Origin of the sequence: Pseudomonas sp. B3(2017) (assembly GCF_002113595.1) — a bacterium.
In the GTDB taxonomy this organism is placed as follows: Bacteria; Pseudomonadota; Gammaproteobacteria; order Pseudomonadales; family Pseudomonadaceae; genus Aquipseudomonas; species Aquipseudomonas ekonensis.
In genome coordinates, this window is record NZ_NEIU01000002.1 from 217,669 (window position 1) to 234,039 (window position 16,371).

Consider the following 16,371-nt stretch of genomic DNA (forward strand, 5'->3'; position numbering starts at 1 on the left):
TCCTCGCGCGGCCGCCAAACACCAATAGCCCTATTAAAAATACGGGTTGCCTGAACGCATGGAGCATTCACGCAACCGGCACAGGAACCACTCCATGAACAGCCGCTTCAAGGCCTGGCGTCATCCGCTTTTCGCAACCCTGCCGCTGCTGGCGATCCTCGCCGGCTGCACCGGGGGCGACACGGCCAAGCCCAAGACCCACGCCCTCGCCACTTACTCCAGCGCCGCCTGGGAGGCGCTGCCCGCCGTGTCCGACAACGACCTGGTGGCCGGCTTCGGTTCGTGGCGCAGCGCGTGCAACCGGCTCAAGGCCGACCCGGTCTGGGGCAAGACCTGCGCGGCGGCGGCCGATGTCCCGCAGAGCGCCGGCAGCATCCGCGCGTTCCTCAAGCAAAACCTCGACGTCTACGGGTTGCGCGCCGAGAACGACAACCCCAACGGCTTGATCACCGGCTACTACGAGCCGGTCTACCCCGGCAGCCTGACCCAGACTGCCACGGCGAACGTCCCGGTGTACGGCGTGCCTGACGACATGATCATCGTGTCGCTGGACAGCGTGTACCCCGAGCTCAAGGGCAAGCGCCTGCGCGGACGCCTCGAAGGCCGGGTGCTCAAGCCCTACGACGACGCGGCGACCATCGAGAGCAAAGGCGTCAATGCGCCGGTGGTGGCCTGGCTGACCGATCCGATGAACCTGCAGTTCCTGCAGATCCAGGGATCGGGCAGGATCCAGACCGACGACGGACGCCAGTTGCGCATCGCCTACGCCGACCAGAACGGCCACCCGTACCGCCCGATCGGCCGCTGGCTGGTGGAACAGGGCGAGCTGAAGAAGGAAGACGTCACCATGGGCGCCATCAGCGACTGGGCCAAGGCCAACCCGTCGCGCATCCCGGAGCTGCTGGGCAGCAACCCCAGTTATGTGTTCTTCACCCGCAACCCGGACAGCGACGAAGGCCCGCGCGGTTCGCTGAACGTGCCGCTGACCGCCGGCTACAGCGCGGCGGTGGACCGCAAGGTGATTCCGTTGGGCAGCCTGCTGTGGCTGTCCACCACCCGCCCGGACGGCACCGCCCTGGTGCGCCCGGTGGCCGCACAGGACACCGGCGGCGCCATCGCCGGCGAAGTGCGCGCGGACCTGTTCTGGGGCACCGGCGATGCGGCGGGGCAACTGGCCGGGGACATGAAGCAGCAGGGGCAGATCTGGATGCTCTGGCCTAAAGGCACGGCGCTGCCGCAAGTGCCGCAGGTGGCCGATACGGTCAAGGGCAAGTCCTGACCGCCGAACCTTGTGGGAGCCCGCCGGCGCCGTCACTGACGCCATCGCCAGCAGGCTGGCTCCCACGGGGGCCCGGTCACTGCCGATCAATGTGGGAGCGAGCCTGCTCGCGATGAGGCCGTCAGCCTCCCCAAGGCTCAGGCCGACACAATGAAGAACCCGGCAATCAACCCCATCCCCACGAGCCACACCAGCGACCGCAGCACCGCCCAGTCCGCCAGGTAGCAAATGATGTAGAGCAGGCGGCTGGTGATGAACAGCACCGCCAGCACATTCACCGTCACAAGCTCGGCCGTGCCCACGAGGTGCGCGACGATCACGGCGGCGACGAAGGCCGGCGTCACCTCGAAGCTGTTCAGCTGCGCCGCATGGGCCCTCCGAGCCAGGCCGTTGAGGCTCTCCAGAAAGTCCCGGGGATCATGGTTGTCACTCATCCTGTAGCCGCCGACGGCCTTGGCCACGGCGGTGCACAGGTACGGCAGGAAAATCGCGATCAATACACACCACAAAGCCACGGTCATAGCGCAGTCCCTTTTTCGTGTCGTTCGAATGGCGGGCGGATCAGAGCTTCATCTCCAGCCTGCCGATCAGCACCAGCCCACAGGCTAAGAGCCGTGGCCGGCCGAAAGGTTCTTTGAGGCAGCGCATGCCGAACAGCACCCCCAGGATCAGGCTGATTTCCCGCAGCGCCGCCGCTTCGGCGATCGAGCCCTGCCGAATCGCCTCCAGCACCAGAGCGTAGGGCTTTGCCGGCGCTGCGCAAGGGCCGCGGGCAATTAGTCATATTATTGATTCGCGATGGGGCCGCAGCTGTTTATACTGCACGCGACCACGCCGCACTCGGTTGCGCACAGACCTATTCCAACAATGACTGCCTGACCCGTTCTCCGCCCGAGACCGGCCGTCGGCCTGCGCCTGCCTGAACGAAGCGTCAAGACTACCGACAGAGACCTTGCGCATGCCACTCGCCTTGCTTGCACTGGCCGCTGCCGCCTTCGGCATCGGCACCACCGAATTCGTCATCATGGGCCTGCTGCCCGACGTCGCTCGCGACCTCGCCGTGAGCATCCCCCACGCCGGCCTGCTGATCACCGGCTACGCCCTGGGCGTGGTGTTCGGCGCGCCGGTCCTGGCGGTCGGCACCGCCAACATGCCGCGCAAGGCGACGCTGCTGGGCATGACCCTGATGTTCATCCTCGGCAACGTGCTCTGCGCACTGGCCCCGAACTACGCGACCCTGATGGCCGCCCGGGTGGTCACCGCGCTGTGCCACGGGGCGTTCTTCGGCATCGGTTCGGTGGTCGCCGCCGGCCTGGTGGCGCCGAACAAACGGGCCCAGGCGATCGCGCTGATGTTCACCGGCCTGACCCTGGCCAACGTGCTCGGCGTGCCGTTGGGCACCGCGCTCGGGCAGTTCGCCGGCTGGCGTTCGACCTTCTGGGCCGTGGCCGCCATTGGTGTGATCGCCGCCCTCGCCCAGTGGCTGTGGCTGCCCAAGCACATTCCGATGGAGCGCGCCGACCTCGCCAGCGAGTTCAAGGTGCTGGGCAAGGCCAACGTACTGCTGGCGCTGGGCATGAGCGTGCTGGCATCCACCAGCCTGTTCAGCGTGTACACCTACATCGCGCCGATCCTGCAGGACGTCACCGGCATCAGCCCCCACGGCGTGACAGTGATGCTGCTGTTGTTCGGCGTCGGCCTGACCGGCGGCAGCATGCTCGGCGGCCGCCTGGCCGACAGCCGCCTGCTGCCGTCGCTGGTGGGCGTGGCGCTGGCGGTGGTGGTGATCCTGGCGGCGTTCAGCCAGACCAGCCGCTCGGCGGTGCCCGCCGCGATCACCCTGGTGCTGTGGGGCGTATTCGCCTTCGCCCTGTGCCCGATCCTGCAACTGCTGATCATCGACCAGGCCCATGAAGCACCGAACCTCGGCTCGACCCTGAACCAGAGCGCCTTCAACCTCGGCAACGCGTCGGGCGCGTGGATCGGCGGGCTGGTGGTGGCCAGCGGCGCGGACCTGGCGGACCTCCCGTGGACCGGTGCCCTGGTCGGCGTGCTCACCGTGCTGGCGGCGCTTTTCTTCATTTATCTGCAACGTCGGCGCATGGCTGCGGTCAATGCCTGCGGCTGAAGCACCGGCTGCCGCAATCCCCGTGGCGGGGGCGCTCGCTCCCGCCCGACGGAAAATTGCATGCGGGCCGGCGGGAGCAAGCTCCCTCACCCCAGACGGCCTCATGTGCCCCTGAGCGGCGCCAGCCCATCCAACCCTTGCGTCCAAGTATCGGACGCGCCTCTTCCATCTCCCATCCAAAGGACCCCGGATGCTTGAACTCGTTGCTGCGTTTATCTGCCTCACCACCCTCCTGACCTTCGTGAACTTCCGCTTCATCGGCCTGCCGCCGACCATCGGCGTGATGGTCACCGCACTGATGTTTTCCCTGCTGCTGCAAGGCCTGAGCTTTCTCGGCTACCCGGGCCTTGAAGAGCGCGTGCAGCAATTGATCGGCCAGATCGACTTCGGCGACCTGCTGATGAACTGGATGCTGTCGTTCCTGCTGTTCGCCGGCGCCCTGCACGTGAACCTCAACGACCTGCGCAGCTACCGCTGGCCCATCGGCCTGCTGGCCACGTTCGGCGTGCTGATCGCCACCGCCGTGATCGGCAGCCTCGCCTATTACATCTTTGCCCTGTTCGGCTGGCACGTGAGCTTCCTCTACTGCCTGCTGTTCGGCGCGCTGATCTCCCCCACCGACCCGATCGCGGTGCTCGGCGTGCTGCGTACCGCCAACGCCTCGAAGCCGCTCAAGACCACCATCGTCGGCGAATCGCTGTTCAACGACGGCACCGCCGTCGTGGTGTTCACCGTGCTGCTGGGCATCGCGCAGCTGGGCGAGACCCCGACCCTCGGCGCCACGGCCCTGCTGTTCGCCCACGAGGCCATCGGCGGCGTGCTGTTCGGCGGTCTGATCGGCTACCTGGTGTACCTGATGATCAAGAGCATCGAGCAGCACCAGATCGAAGTGATGCTGACCCTGGCGCTGGTGATCGGCGGCTCGGCCATGGCCACCGAACTGCACGTCTCGGCGCCCATCGCGATGGTGGTGGCGGGCCTGATCATCGGCAACCTGGGGCGCAACCTGGCGATGAACGACATGACCCGCAAGTACCTGGACGGTTTCTGGGAGCTGCTCGACGACATGCTCAACGCTCTGCTGTTCGCGCTGATCGGCCTGGAGCTGTTGCTGCTGCCGTTCAACTGGCTGCACGTGGCGGCGGCGAGTCTGCTGGCGCTGGCGATCCTGCTGTCGCGCCTGCTCACCGTGGCCCCGGCCATCGTCCTGCTGCGGCGCTGGCGCACGGTGCCGCGCGGCACCATCCGGATACTGACCTGGGGCGGCCTGCGCGGCGGCGTCTCGGTGGCGCTGGCCCTGTCGCTGCCGCTGGGCGCTGAACGGGATTTGTTGCTGAGCATCACCTACATCGTCGTGCTGTCATCGATTCTGGTGCAGGGCCTGACCATTGGCCGGGTTGTCCGTAGGGTGACGACTCCACAAGACACCGCCACGGCCAATGTTGCGCACTGACACTGGATCGGACTCCGTCGCAGCGCACCCGCGCTGCGACGGCACTCGCAATATCTCCTTCATCAGTCCGCCGCTCTCAGTACCGCATCCACCTGCTCGGCCGCGTGCAAAAGAATGCTGTCGTCTCTGAAACCGCCAATCATTTGCAGGCCAGCCGGCAACGCCCCGGCATTGCGCACGAGCGGGATGTTGATCTGAGGTAAACCGAACGCCATCCAGAACTTACTGAAATCGGAAGGCCCGGTCGCGCCAAGGCCCAACGGGGCGACGATGCCGCAGCTCGCACCGAGCATGGCATCAAACGGTTTGAATAGGGCTTCAAGCACAGGAGCCAAAGTTGCCAGGCGCTTCTTCGCCGCAGACTCCTGCTCCCACGTTGTCTGGCGGGCCCGTTCGATCATGGCCAACACTTCATCACTGAGCAGCTCAGGTCGCGCTTGCAGCTCCTTGGCCAGTGACCGCGCCCCCTCGCAATCGTTGATCAGCAAATGGTCATCGAATACCGTCGCAAACGCCTGCGGCAACTCCACCTCACTCACCTGATGTCCGGCCCGGCGCAGATCTTCAACGGCAGCGTCCAGCGATCTGGCGATGTCCTCATCGACCTGATCCCAGCGCGCTGTACGACAGAAGCCGAACTTGCCTGGACGACGCTCATCAGTACGCTGCGCAATGCCGGGGATCAACACCTCAGCCAACAGTTGCAGGTCACGAACCGAGCGGCCGTACCAGCCCACCGTGTCAAAACTCGGCGCAAGTGGTTTTACCCCCTCCAGAGAAACCAGCCCATAGGTCGGTTTGAAAGCATACAGTCCGCAATACGAGGCGGGTTTGATCAACGACCCGGCGGTCTGCGTGCCCAAGGCGATCGGGAAAAACCCGGCTGCCATCCCCGCCGCCGAGCCGGCACTGGAGCTTCCCGGCGTCCGTTCGAGATCATGCGGATTGCGGGTCGGCCCAGTGTGCATGTAGGCGAATTCGGTGGTGTGGGTCTTGCCCATGATCACCGCGCCGGCCTGACGCAACAGCGCCACAACGTGTGCGTCACGTGAAGGACGGTTGTCCGCATAGATCGGGGAGTAAAACCCCGTGGGATGATCGGCGGTGTCGAAGATGTCTTTGATGCCCACGGGCACGCCGGCGAGAGGGCCTTTGAAGTGGCCATTGTTCAACTGGCGAACTTGAGCGCGCACCTGACCCGGGTCGAACGCTGCAAAGGCTTTTATGCTGAGCTCCCGCGCTTCGACACAGCCCAGAAAATGCTCGGCGACCGACTCTGCGCTCACGGCCTGCGACCGAACGCTCTCGGAAATATCGCTCGCGTCCATCTGATTAAAATTGCGCATAGATACCCTGCAGATCTGTGAAGCCTTTTATCTCGATCGGGTTTCCGGCGGGATCGAGGAAAAACATGGTTGCCTGCTCACCGGGCTGGCCGGCAAAACGAATGCCGGGTGGCAGAACAAACTGCACCTGGGCCTCGATCAAGCGATCTCTCAAAACGCGCCAGTCCGACATTTCGAGGATCACGCCAAGGTGCGGCATCGGCACGTCGTGATCACCAACCTTACCGGTGTTACGGACTGCAAAAGGCTCGCCCAGATGCAACGACAATTGATGCCCGAAAAAATTGAAATCGACCCAGGAGTCAGTGCTGCGCCCCTCTTCGCACCCCAGTAAATCCCCATAGAACTGGCGCGTAACCTGCAAATCACGGACATGCATAGCAAGATGGAAAATCGACTGCATAAAGAACTCCTGACGATCGCCGGACGAGAGAAACCTCTCAACGGTTGAAGACTGTGCGGTTTTCATCAAAACAGATAGCCTGTAATTCTTTCCACCATCGAAAGCATTTCTTATGGACTCGCGCTATCTGAGAAGTCTGATCACCGTCGTCGAGTGTGGCTCGATTGCCAATGCCGCGCGTGTCGAAGGGTTGACGGCCGCAGCGATCAGCCAGCGCATTCTCGCGCTCGAACGGCAACTCGGCTTTGAACTGTTGTCCCGCGTCGGCCACGCCGCCAAGCCGAGCCAGGCCTGCCTCGATTTACTGCCCCGGGCCAGGCGCATCGTTCGTGAAGTAGCGCTACTGGCGGGAGATGCCGACGTCGCAGGGCTGACGGGACAGTTGCGCATCGGCGCAATCTCCACGGTTCTGACCGGGCTGTTGCCGGGAGCACTGCGAGCACTGACCGAGCTGGCGCCGGGGCTGACGCCAGTGATCGTGCCGGGAACATCGCGGTCGTTGTATCAAGCCCTGCTCTCGGCTGAGGTGGATGCGGCAATCCTCGTGGTTCCACCGTTCGAGTTGCCCAAAGCGCTGCAAGTGGTGTCCCTGCGCAAAGAACCGCTGGTGTTTCTGTCAAAGGAGAAGTCCACGCAAAGCATCCCCGCACAACTGATGAGCCAGCCCTACATCCGCTATGACCCTGACGCGTGGGGCGGACGGCATGCCGAGCAATATCTGGCGGATCAGGGACTGACGCCGACGCCGCTGGTCGATCTTGATGCGCTGGAGACCATTGCCATGCTCGTGACAGGCGGGATGGGCGTGAGCCTCGTGCCCCTTTGGTCCGGCTTTGAACAATGGGGTCATCAATGTGCGGTGAGCCCGATTGGTTCTGACCGATACGACCGAGAGATTGTGCTGATCAGCCCTGCCCAGACCGATCGGCCGAACATGATCAGCGCCTTGTGCAAGACGCTTTCAAGTGCCTAGCCTGAGCGCACTCAATCCTTCTTCGACTCGCCCCGGTCTTCTTCAGGGGCGTCGGGTGTCGGTGCGCCGCTCTCGCTGCGGATCTGCGCATGGCTGATCAAGGCGAAGATGCAGCTGCCGCCGATGATGTTGCCCGCCAGCGTCGGCCCGGCGAACACCGCCCAGAAATCGCTCCACGGCAGTTCGCCGGCGAACACCAGGTACGACACTTCCGCCGAGCCGACCACGATGTGGGTGAAGTCGCCCAAGGCCATGAGGTAGGTGATGAGGATGATGATCCACATCTTCGCGCTCTCCATGGACGGGATCATCCAGACCATGGTGGCGATCATCCAGCCGGAAACGATGCCCTTGGCGAACATCTGGCTGGCGTGGTTCTCCATGACCTTGCGCCCGATCTCAAGGAAGGCCTCGTCGGTCTTGCTGTCGAAGATCGGCAGTTCGAGCATCACGTAGGCCACCAGCAACGTGCCGCACAGGTTGCCGGCCAGCACCACCGTCCACAGCCGGACCAGGCGGCCGACATTGCCCAGGGTCGGTCGGGTCATCACCGGCAGCACGGCGGTCAGGGTGTTTTCGGTGAACAGTTGCTGGCGCGCGAGGATCACCGCGAGGAAGCCTGCGCAGTAGCCGAAACTGGCGATCACCTTGAACTCGTCGCCTTCGGGCAGGCGTGAGTTGAGCAGGCCCATCCCCATCAGCGACAGGCCCATGGTCAGGCCCGCCGCCAGCGCCGACCACCACAGCGCGGCGATGCTGCGCTCCAGTTCCTGGTCGCCCTGGGTGCGGATGATTTCGTGCAGCACGGCCGCGCGGGGCGGCTGGCTCTTCTCGACTTCGTGCCGTTCCTTGGGCGAAAGGTCCGGGGTCTTGCCGTCTGTCGGAGTGGTCATGGCAGGCAATCCGGTGGCAGGGTTGTTTAGCTACGACCCGCGCCGCTCGGGACTGTTCACCGGCCTGGAGAATCTTCGTGACTGTGCGGCCGCCATCGCGGGCAAGCCCGCTCCCACAGGGAGCAGCGCTGTCCTTGTGGGAGCGGGCTTGCCCGCGATGGGAGCGAAACCGGTCTTACTGGACCGGCACGTCATCCTTGAACTGGTCTTTGACGTACTTGATCTCGGTGCGCCCGTGCGGCGCCGGCAGGCCGTCTTCGCCGAGGTTGACGAAGACCATCTTCTCCACGGTCAGGATGCTCTTGCGGGTGATCTTGTTGCGCACTTCGCAGGTGAGGGTGATCGAGGTGCGGCCGAACTCGGTGGCGGTGATGCCCAGTTCGATGATGTCGCCCTGGCGCGAGGCGCTGACGAAGTTGATCTCGGAGATGTACTTGGTCACCACGCGCTGGTTGCCCAACTGGACGATGGCGTAGATCGCCGCCTCTTCGTCGATCCAGCGCAGCAGGCTGCCGCCGAACAGGGTGCCGTTGGGATTGAGGTCTTCGGGTTTTACCCACTTGCGGGTGTGGAAATTCATCTTCACTCCTGAGCGTCTTGCCGAATGATGGTCGCCATCATGTCAGACCGAACAGTCACGCTCCATGAGCCATCCGCTATGGCCATCATTGGCAATCTTCATTTGGCCGACAGAAACCCTTTGGAAGATCAGTCTAGACGGCTATAATCGCCCCCGTTTCAAAACGGTAACCTTCACGCGCTACCGTTTTCCCGCCACCTGTCCGAGGGGCGCTGCAGCAGGTTCCACCTGTCAGGCTCGGATGGGGCGTTGACCGGCCTTGCGCCGGACACCAAACGCACAACGGCGCCCATTCGCATACATTACGAATGGAGGCTCTTCATGAGCGCTGTAATCACGCCTGCAGATTTCACCGACTACAAGGTCGCCGACATGTCCCTGGCTGCCTGGGGCCGTCGCGAAACCATCATCGCCGAATCGGAAATGCCTGCCCTGATGGGTCTGCGCCGCAAGTACGCTTCCGAGCAGCCGCTCAAAGGCGCCAAGATCCTCGGCTGCATCCACATGACCATCCAGACCGCCGTGCTGATCGAGACCCTGGTCGCCCTGGGTGCCGAAGTGCGCTGGTCGTCCTGCAACATCTTCTCCACCCAGGATCAGGCCGCCGCGTCCATCGCCGCCGCCGGCATCCCGGTCTTCGCCTGGAAAGGCGAGACTGAAGAAGAGTACGAGTGGTGCCTGGAGCAAACCATCCTGAAGGATGGCCAGCCATGGGACGCCAACATGATCCTCGACGACGGCGGCGACCTGACCGAGCTGCTGCACAAGAAGTACCCGCAGGTGCTGGATCGCGTCCACGGCGTGACCGAAGAGACCACCACCGGCGTTCACCGCCTGCTGGACATGCTGGCCAAGGGCGAGCTGAAGATCCCGGCCATCAACGTCAACGACTCGGTGACCAAGTCCAAGAACGACAACAAGTACGGCTGCCGTCACAGCCTGAACGACGCCATCAAGCGCGGCACCGACCACCTGCTGTCCGGCAAGCAAGCGCTGGTCATCGGCTACGGTGACGTGGGCAAGGGCTCGGCCCAGTCCCTGCGTCAGGAAGGCATGATCGTCAAGGTGTCCGAAGTCGACCCGATCTGCGCCATGCAGGCCTGCATGGACGGCTTCGAACTGGTCTCGCCGTTCATCGACGGCATCAACGACGGTTCCGAAGCGAGCATCGACAAGGCGCTGCTGGGCAAGATCGACCTGATCGTGACCACCACCGGCAACGTCAACGTGTGCGACGCCAACATGCTCAAGGCTCTGAAGAAGCGCGCCGTCGTCTGCAACATCGGTCACTTCGACAACGAAATCGACACCGCTTTCATGCGCAAGAACTGGGCATGGGAAGAAGTGAAGCCACAGGTGCACAAGATCCACCGCACCGGCCCAGGCGCCTTCGACGCACAGAACGACGACTACCTGATCCTGCTGGCCGAAGGCCGTCTGGTGAACCTGGGCAACGCCACCGGTCACCCGAGCCGCATCATGGACGGTTCGTTCGCCAACCAGGTGCTGGCGCAGATCTTCCTGTTCGGCCAGAAGTACGCCGACCTGTCGCCGGCCCAGAAAGCCGAGCGCCTGACCGTGGAAGTGCTGCCGAAGAAACTCGACGAAGAAGTGGCCCTGGAAATGGTGCGCGGCTTCGGCGGCGTGGTCACCCAACTGACCAAGCAACAGGCTGACTACATCGGCGTGACCGTCGAAGGCCCGTTCAAGCCGCACGCTTACCGCTACTAAGACACGAGCAGCTGCGAGCCTCAGGCTTCAAGCGGCAAGCAAGGCCAAAAGCCGAACTTGCCGTGCGAGGCCTGAGGGCTCCGCCACTATTTCAGAACAGTTTCAGGCAACAGGCCTGCGGCACAAGGGATCAGCGCATCTCCGCTTCTCTTGCGGCCCAAAGCTTGCGGCTTGCAGCTGGAGGCTCCCTCCATGTCCCAAGAACGTCGCTACAGCTTCGAGTTCTTCCCGACCAAGACCGATGCTGGGCATGAAAAGCTCCTCGCCACTGCCCGTCAGTTGGCCACCTACAACCCTGACTTCTTTTCCTGCACCTACGGCGCAGGCGGTTCGACCCGTGACCGCACGCTCAACACCGTCCTGCAGCTGGAAAGCGAAGTCAAAGTCCCGGCCGCCCCGCACCTGTCGTGCGTCGGCGACAGCAAGGCCGACCTGCGCGGCCTGCTGAGCCAGTACAAGGCTGCGGGCATCAACCGCATCGTCGCCCTGCGCGGCGACCTGCCGTCCGGCATGGGCATGGCCAGCGGCGAGCTGCGCCACGCCAACGAGCTGGTCGAATTCATCCGTGAAGAGACCGGCGACCACTTCCACATCGAAATCGCCGCCTACCCGGAGATGCATCCGCAGGCGCGCAACTTCGAGGACGACATCGCCAACTTCGTGCGCAAGGCCAAGGCCGGCGCCGACAGCGCGATCACCCAGTACTTCTTCAACGCCGACAGCTACTTCTACTTCGTCGACCGCGTGAAGGCCCTGGGCGTGGACATCCCGGTCGTGCCGGGGATCATGCCGATCACCAACTACAGCAAGCTGGCGCGCTTCTCCGATGCCTGCGGCGCGGAAATCCCGCGCTGGATCCGCAAGCAGCTGGAAGCCTACGGCGATGACACCCAAAGCATTCAGGGCTTCGGCGAACAGGTCATCACCGAGATGTGCGAACGCCTGCTGCAGGGCGGTGCGCCGGGGCTGCACTTCTACACCCTGAACCAGGCCGAACCGAGCCTGGCGGTGTGGAACAACCTGAAGCTGCCGCGCTAACGGCAGTCAGCTTCACGGGGCAAGCAAGAAGGGAAATCGCAGTTTGGGAAAACGCCTACGGAAGTTTTCGCAACTGCGATTTTTTGCTTTCAACGCCCGAAACAGAGCTTCTGCCGCCGCTTTCTGGCTCTTTCCCGATTCTCGTCGTACTCTCCAGTCATGCCTTTGATCGCGCAGTTTTTCACCGTGCTGGTTTTCGCTTGCCTGAGCTTCGCCGCCCGGGGCGAGAAATTGCGTATTGTCACCGAGCCCTGGGCGCCCTACGTCTATGAGGACGGCGGCAAGAACCTGGGGCTGGACTACGAAGCCACCGCCATCGTCTTCAAACGCCTGGGCATCGAGGTCGAATGGCAGTTCCTGCCCTGGAAGCGCTGCCTGTCGATGCTCGAGACCGGCCAGGCCGACGGTGCGCTGGACATCTTCCACAGCGACGAGCGCGACGCCACCCTGCTCTACCCCAGCGAGCCGCTGTCGGTGGTGGAATTCGTGATGTTCTACGCCAACGAGCGGCCGCACCCGTTCCGCACCCTCGACGAACTCAAGGGCCTGACCGTCGGCACCTCCCCCGGCTACCTGTACAGCCAGGACTTCAGCGAATCGCCGCTGTTCACCCGGGAACCGGCCCCGACCCACGAGGCCAACTTCGGCAAACTGGTGCGCGGGCGCATCGACCTGCTGATCACCGATCGCCGGGTCGGCCAGCACCTGCTGGACCAACTGGAGATCCGCGACCAGATCACCGAGAACCCGACGGTCATCAGCCGCCAGAGCCAGTACCTGGCCGTGCGGCGCAACGCCGGGATGGATCTGCTGGTGCAGCGTTTCGGCGCCGAACTCAAGCGTTTCAAGCGCGAACCGGCCTACGCCGAGCTCAGCGCACGCTACGGAGCGGCCCCTGCCGCCGCGCCGCTGGAAAGCGCCAGCACCGCCGGCAAGGCCGTTGAGCAGCAGGAACGCAGCGCACAGTGATTGCTCTGTTATACTCCGGCGTTCCCGCCAGGCTCACGCCCGGACGCCCGGATCCGTAACAGGCCTCCCGACCCGCTACAGCGCAGCTTTTCAGCCCGCGCGAGCGCTCCGGACGAGCCTTCGGATGCGCCGCAGGACCGGACGGGACCGCGTCACGTTAAACGCGGTTCGCGCCAGGCAAGACTCCCATTGGGCCCAGCCCTAACTAAAAAACAGGATTACTCATGTCCTTTGCTTCCCTCGGTCTCTCCGAGGCTTTGGTCCGCGCTATCGAAGACGCGGGCTATACCGAGCCTACTCCGGTGCAACAGCGGGCCATTCCCGCCGTGTTGCAAGGTCGCGACCTGATGGTCGCGGCACAGACAGGTACCGGTAAAACCGGCGGTTTCGCCCTCCCGATCCTGGAGCGGCTGTTCCCCAACGGTCACCCGGACAAGTCCCAGCGCCACGGCCCGCGCCAGCCGCGCGTGCTGGTGCTGACCCCGACCCGCGAACTCGCGGCCCAGGTGCACGACAGCTTCAAGATCTACGCCCGTGACCTCAAGTTCGTCAGCGCCTGCATCTTCGGCGGCGTCGGCATGAACCCGCAGGTCCAGGCCATGGCCCGTGGCGTGGACGTGCTGGTGGCGTGCCCCGGCCGTCTGCTGGACCTCGCCGGCCAAGGCAGCATCGACCTGTCCCATGTCGAGATCCTCGTGCTGGACGAAGCCGACCGCATGCTCGACATGGGCTTCGTGCACGATGTGAAGAAAGTCCTCGCCCGCCTGCCGGCCAAGCGCCAGAACCTGCTGTTCTCGGCGACCTTCTCCAAGGACATCACCGACCTTGCCGGCAAGCTGCTGCACAACCCTGAGCGCATCGAAGTCACGCCGCCGAACACCACGGTCGAGCGCATCGAACAGCGCGTGTTCCGCCTGCCGGCCAGCCACAAGCGTGCGCTGCTGGCCCACCTGATCACCGCCGGCGCGTGGGAACAGGTGCTGGTGTTCACCCGCACCAAGCACGGCGCCAACCGCCTGGCCGAATACCTGGACAAGCACGGCCTGCCGGCCGTGGCGATCCACGGCAACAAGAGCCAGAACGCCCGCACCAAGGCCCTGGCCGACTTCAAGGCCAACGAAGTGCGCATCCTGGTGGCCACCGACATCGCCGCCCGTGGCCTGGACATCGACCAACTGCCCCACGTGGTCAACTACGAGCTGCCGAACGTCGACGAAGACTACGTGCACCGCATCGGCCGCACCGGCCGGGCCGGCCGTTCGGGCGAGGCGATCTCGCTGGTCGCGCCGGACGAAGAGAAGCTGCTCAAGAGCATCGAGCGCATGACCAAGCAGAAGATCGCCGACGGCGACCTGATGGGCTTCGATGCCAGCGCCGTGGAAGCCGAGAAGCCGGAGACCCGCGAGCGTCCCGACGGCCGCAACCCGCGCAACGCCCGCAGCCCGCGCGGCGAAGGCCAGAACGGCGGCGGCCGCAAGGACAAAGGCAAAGACAAGGGCAAGGAAAAGGACAAGTCCGCTTCCGGCGAGAAATCCGAGCGCGGCGAGCGTCCGGCCCGCCAGCCGAAGCAACGTGAAGGCAGCCGTCAGCAGCGTCAGTCGAGCCAGCCGCCGCGCCCGGCCCCTGACCGCGCCCCGGACGAGTTCCTCGACGACGACATCGACAACTTCGGCAACCGCGTCGACTACGTGCCCAAGCAGGTTCCGGCAGCGGGCCGCGGCCGTCGTCCCGGCGGTTCCGGCCAAGGCCAGGGCTCCGGCGCACCGCGCAACGGCCAGTCCCAGGGCCGCCAGAACGGCCAGCCACGCAATGGCGGCGGCGGATCGCGCAGCGGTTCGTCCCGTGACGGCCAGGGCCGCCGCGACGAGTCGCGCAACCGCCGTCCGAACCGCGACGAAGGCTCCCGCGCCGAACCGGCCGTGCAGAACCCGCGCAGCACCGGGCCGAAGATCATGCACAAGGAGTCCAAGGCCGACCGCTTCCCGACCCCTGAGCAGCTCGATCAACTGCCGAGCCGCCCGCGTGGCGAGAAACCGGCGTTGCTGACCCGCAACCGCTGATCTCGCGCCGCTGAAAAAATGCCCTGGTTCGCAAGAACCGGGGCATTTTTGCAAAAGCCATGGGCGATCCTGCCCCTTGTGGGAGCCAGCCCGCTGGCGCTGGGGCCGGCATGTCCAAGGCATTTGCCGACTGACCCACCGCTATCGCCAGCAGGCTGGCTCCCACAGGGGTGCTGCGGCGACGGCAGTCATCCGCAAGGCAAAAAAAACCCTGGCCGCAAGGCCAGGGTTTTTTTGCGCATCGGGCGAAAGTTACTTCGCTTTCACGCCTTCGAACGAGATGTACAGGTCGACGTTGTCGGACTGCGGGCCCAGGTCCATCATCTTGCCGAAATCGGAACGCTTGATGCTGGTGGTGCCTTCGAAGCCAGCGCGGTAGCCGCCCCACGGATCCTTGCCCTCGCCCAGGAACACGGCCTTGACCACGATCGGCTTGGTCACGCCGTGCAGGGTCAGGTCGCCGGTCACGTCGGCGGTGTCTTTGCCGGCGGCGTTCTTGCCGGTGGACTTGACGCTGGTGGAGACGAACTTGGCGTCAGCGTATTTGCCCACGTCCAGGAAGTCTTTGCTGGCGATGTGCTTGTCACGCTCGGCATGGTTGGTGAACACGCTGGCGGTCTTCACGTCGAACTCGATCTTGCTGTCTTCTGGCTTGGCGGCGTCGAAGCTGAACTTGCCGCTGATGTCCTTGAAGGTACCGGTGATGAAGCTGTAGCCCAGGTGGCTGATCTTGAAGTCGACGAAGGCGTGCTGGCCTTCCTTGTCGACGGTGTAGTCAGCGGCCATCACGTTGGCGGACAGCACAGCGGAGCCGATGGCCAGAGCGGCCAGAGTCTTTTTCAACATGCTTTCTTTTCCTTTGAGTCGAGGTTGAGTTCAGGCTTTGCGGCCCAGCATTCGGGTGAGGGTCGCATCACGATCGATAAAGTGGTGCTTCAATGCAGCCAACGCATGGAGGCCGGAAAAAATTACCAGCGCCCAGGCCAGGTACAGGTGAATCGCACCGGCGGTGTCAGCCTGGTCCGGTAGTCCGGACACCAGGGCAGGAACTTCGAACAAACCAAACACCGGGATCCCGACACCGTCTGCGGTGGAAATCAGGTAACCGGCGATCATCACGGCGAACAGGCCGAAATACAGGAACGCATGGCCGAACTTGGCGCCGATGCGGGTCATCCGGCTGTAGCTCTGCAGCGTCGGCGGCGGCGGGCTGACGAAACGCCACAGCACCCGCAGCACCATCACCGCCAGCAGCACCAGGCCGATGCTCTTGTGCAGGTCCGGCGCGTCTTTGCGCCAGCTGCTGTAATAATCCAGCCCCACCATCCACAAGCCCAGCGCGAACAGCCCGAAGACCGCCAGCGCCACACCCCAGTGCATGAAGATGCTGACCCAACCGTAGCGCGAAGAAGAGTTACGTAGCTGCATTGCCCAAATCCTGTGAGAACTGCGAACCAAGACTATCGACTTATCTATCGAATTAAAGCGGAAAATTTTGCTTTGAAATATCGAGAAATA

15 protein-coding genes, 1 pseudogene and 1 riboswitch are annotated in these 16,371 nt (G+C 64.0%); of the genes and pseudogenes, 8 read left to right on the plus strand and 8 right to left on the minus strand.

The features are described 5' to 3' along the window. Nucleotides 1-94 precede the first annotated feature (94 nt). Nucleotides 95-1,279 carry a murein transglycosylase A gene (locus CAG33_RS03580; protein WP_085636954.1) on the plus strand — a complete coding sequence of 395 codons (1,185 nt, stop codon included), beginning with the start codon at nucleotides 95-97 and terminating at the stop codon, nucleotides 1,277-1,279. A 137-nt stretch (nucleotides 1,280-1,416) separates the two neighbouring features. Here CAG33_RS03580 and CAG33_RS03585 read toward each other — a convergent pair whose 3' ends face one another. Then, nucleotides 1,417-1,800 (minus strand): MAPEG family protein, encoded by a 384-nt coding sequence (locus CAG33_RS03585; RefSeq protein ID WP_085580756.1) that lies wholly within the window; start codon nucleotides 1,798-1,800, stop codon nucleotides 1,417-1,419. Between the two features lie 40 nt (nucleotides 1,801-1,840). Further along, nucleotides 1,841-2,020: pseudogene (locus CAG33_RS03590) on the minus strand (EamA family transporter); the annotation flags it as partial. Nucleotides 2,021-2,237: 217 nt separating this feature from the next. Between CAG33_RS03590 and CAG33_RS03595 the strand changes: the two are divergent. Together CAG33_RS03595 and CAG33_RS03600 are read left to right on the plus strand one after the other, a co-directional pair. Continuing rightward, on the plus strand, nucleotides 2,238-3,407 hold the full coding sequence (locus CAG33_RS03595; protein WP_085580758.1) for an MFS transporter: 1,170 nt from the start codon (nucleotides 2,238-2,240) through the stop codon (nucleotides 3,405-3,407). A gap of 190 nt (nucleotides 3,408-3,597) precedes the next feature. Next, complete coding sequence (locus tag CAG33_RS03600; RefSeq protein ID WP_085630024.1) at nucleotides 3,598-4,860, plus strand: sodium:proton antiporter; 1,263 nt, start codon at nucleotides 3,598-3,600, stop codon at nucleotides 4,858-4,860. Between the two features lie 62 nt (nucleotides 4,861-4,922). On the opposite strand, the gene CAG33_RS03605 is transcribed toward CAG33_RS03600, so the two are convergent. Together CAG33_RS03605 and CAG33_RS03610 are read right to left on the minus strand one after the other, a co-directional pair. Further along, complete coding sequence (locus CAG33_RS03605) at nucleotides 4,923-6,206, minus strand: amidase (protein ID WP_085636957.1); 1,284 nt, start codon at nucleotides 6,204-6,206, stop codon at nucleotides 4,923-4,925. Continuing rightward, nucleotides 6,193-6,609, minus strand: coding sequence for a VOC family protein (locus tag CAG33_RS03610; RefSeq protein WP_085581208.1), 417 nt, complete (start codon nucleotides 6,607-6,609; stop codon nucleotides 6,193-6,195). Before CAG33_RS03610 ends, CAG33_RS03605 begins: the two co-directional genes overlap by 14 nt. Before the next feature lie 112 nt (nucleotides 6,610-6,721). On the opposite strand from CAG33_RS03610, the gene CAG33_RS03615 reads away from it, so the two are divergent. Then, nucleotides 6,722-7,582, plus strand: a complete 861-nt coding sequence (locus tag CAG33_RS03615) for a LysR family transcriptional regulator (RefSeq protein WP_085580764.1) — start codon at nucleotides 6,722-6,724, stop codon at nucleotides 7,580-7,582. A gap of 11 nt (nucleotides 7,583-7,593) precedes the next feature. On the opposite strand, the gene CAG33_RS03620 is transcribed toward CAG33_RS03615, so the two are convergent. Next, complete coding sequence (locus CAG33_RS03620; protein WP_085580766.1) at nucleotides 7,594-8,475, minus strand: formate/nitrite transporter family protein; 882 nt, start codon at nucleotides 8,473-8,475, stop codon at nucleotides 7,594-7,596. Between the two features lie 175 nt (nucleotides 8,476-8,650). Then, entirely contained in the window at nucleotides 8,651-9,055 is a 405-nt protein-coding gene (locus CAG33_RS03625) for an acyl-CoA thioesterase (protein ID WP_085580768.1), read from the minus strand. Nucleotides 9,056-9,253: 198 nt separating this feature from the next. Next, nucleotides 9,254-9,353, plus strand: a riboswitch (S-adenosyl-L-homocysteine riboswitch). Nucleotides 9,354-9,376: 23 nt separating this feature from the next. On the opposite strand from CAG33_RS03625, the gene ahcY reads away from it, so the two are divergent. From ahcY to CAG33_RS03645, 4 genes are all read left to right on the plus strand, one after another. Beyond that, entirely contained in the window at nucleotides 9,377-10,786 is a 1,410-nt protein-coding gene (gene ahcY, locus CAG33_RS03630) for an adenosylhomocysteinase (RefSeq protein WP_085580770.1), read from the plus strand. Nucleotides 10,787-10,978: 192 nt separating this feature from the next. Then, the gene (gene metF / locus CAG33_RS03635) at nucleotides 10,979-11,824 is read left to right on the plus strand and encodes a methylenetetrahydrofolate reductase [NAD(P)H] (protein ID WP_085630028.1); all 846 of its coding nucleotides are present in this window, start codon (nucleotides 10,979-10,981) and stop codon (nucleotides 11,822-11,824) included. A 159-nt stretch (nucleotides 11,825-11,983) separates the two neighbouring features. After that, complete coding sequence (locus CAG33_RS03640) at nucleotides 11,984-12,793, plus strand: ABC transporter substrate-binding protein (RefSeq protein ID WP_085580774.1); 810 nt, start codon at nucleotides 11,984-11,986, stop codon at nucleotides 12,791-12,793. 224 nt (nucleotides 12,794-13,017) lie between these two features. After that, nucleotides 13,018-14,853 carry a DEAD/DEAH box helicase gene (locus CAG33_RS03645; RefSeq protein ID WP_085580776.1) on the plus strand — a complete coding sequence of 612 codons (1,836 nt, stop codon included), beginning with the start codon at nucleotides 13,018-13,020 and terminating at the stop codon, nucleotides 14,851-14,853. A gap of 252 nt (nucleotides 14,854-15,105) precedes the next feature. Here CAG33_RS03645 and CAG33_RS03650 read toward each other — a convergent pair whose 3' ends face one another. Both CAG33_RS03650 and CAG33_RS03655 read right to left on the minus strand, forming a co-directional pair. Continuing rightward, entirely contained in the window at nucleotides 15,106-15,699 is a 594-nt protein-coding gene (locus CAG33_RS03650) for a YceI family protein (protein ID WP_085580779.1), read from the minus strand. Nucleotides 15,700-15,729: 30 nt separating this feature from the next. Further along, on the minus strand, nucleotides 15,730-16,281 hold the full coding sequence (locus tag CAG33_RS03655) for a cytochrome b (RefSeq protein ID WP_085580781.1): 552 nt from the start codon (nucleotides 16,279-16,281) through the stop codon (nucleotides 15,730-15,732). Nucleotides 16,282-16,371 lie beyond the last annotated feature (90 nt).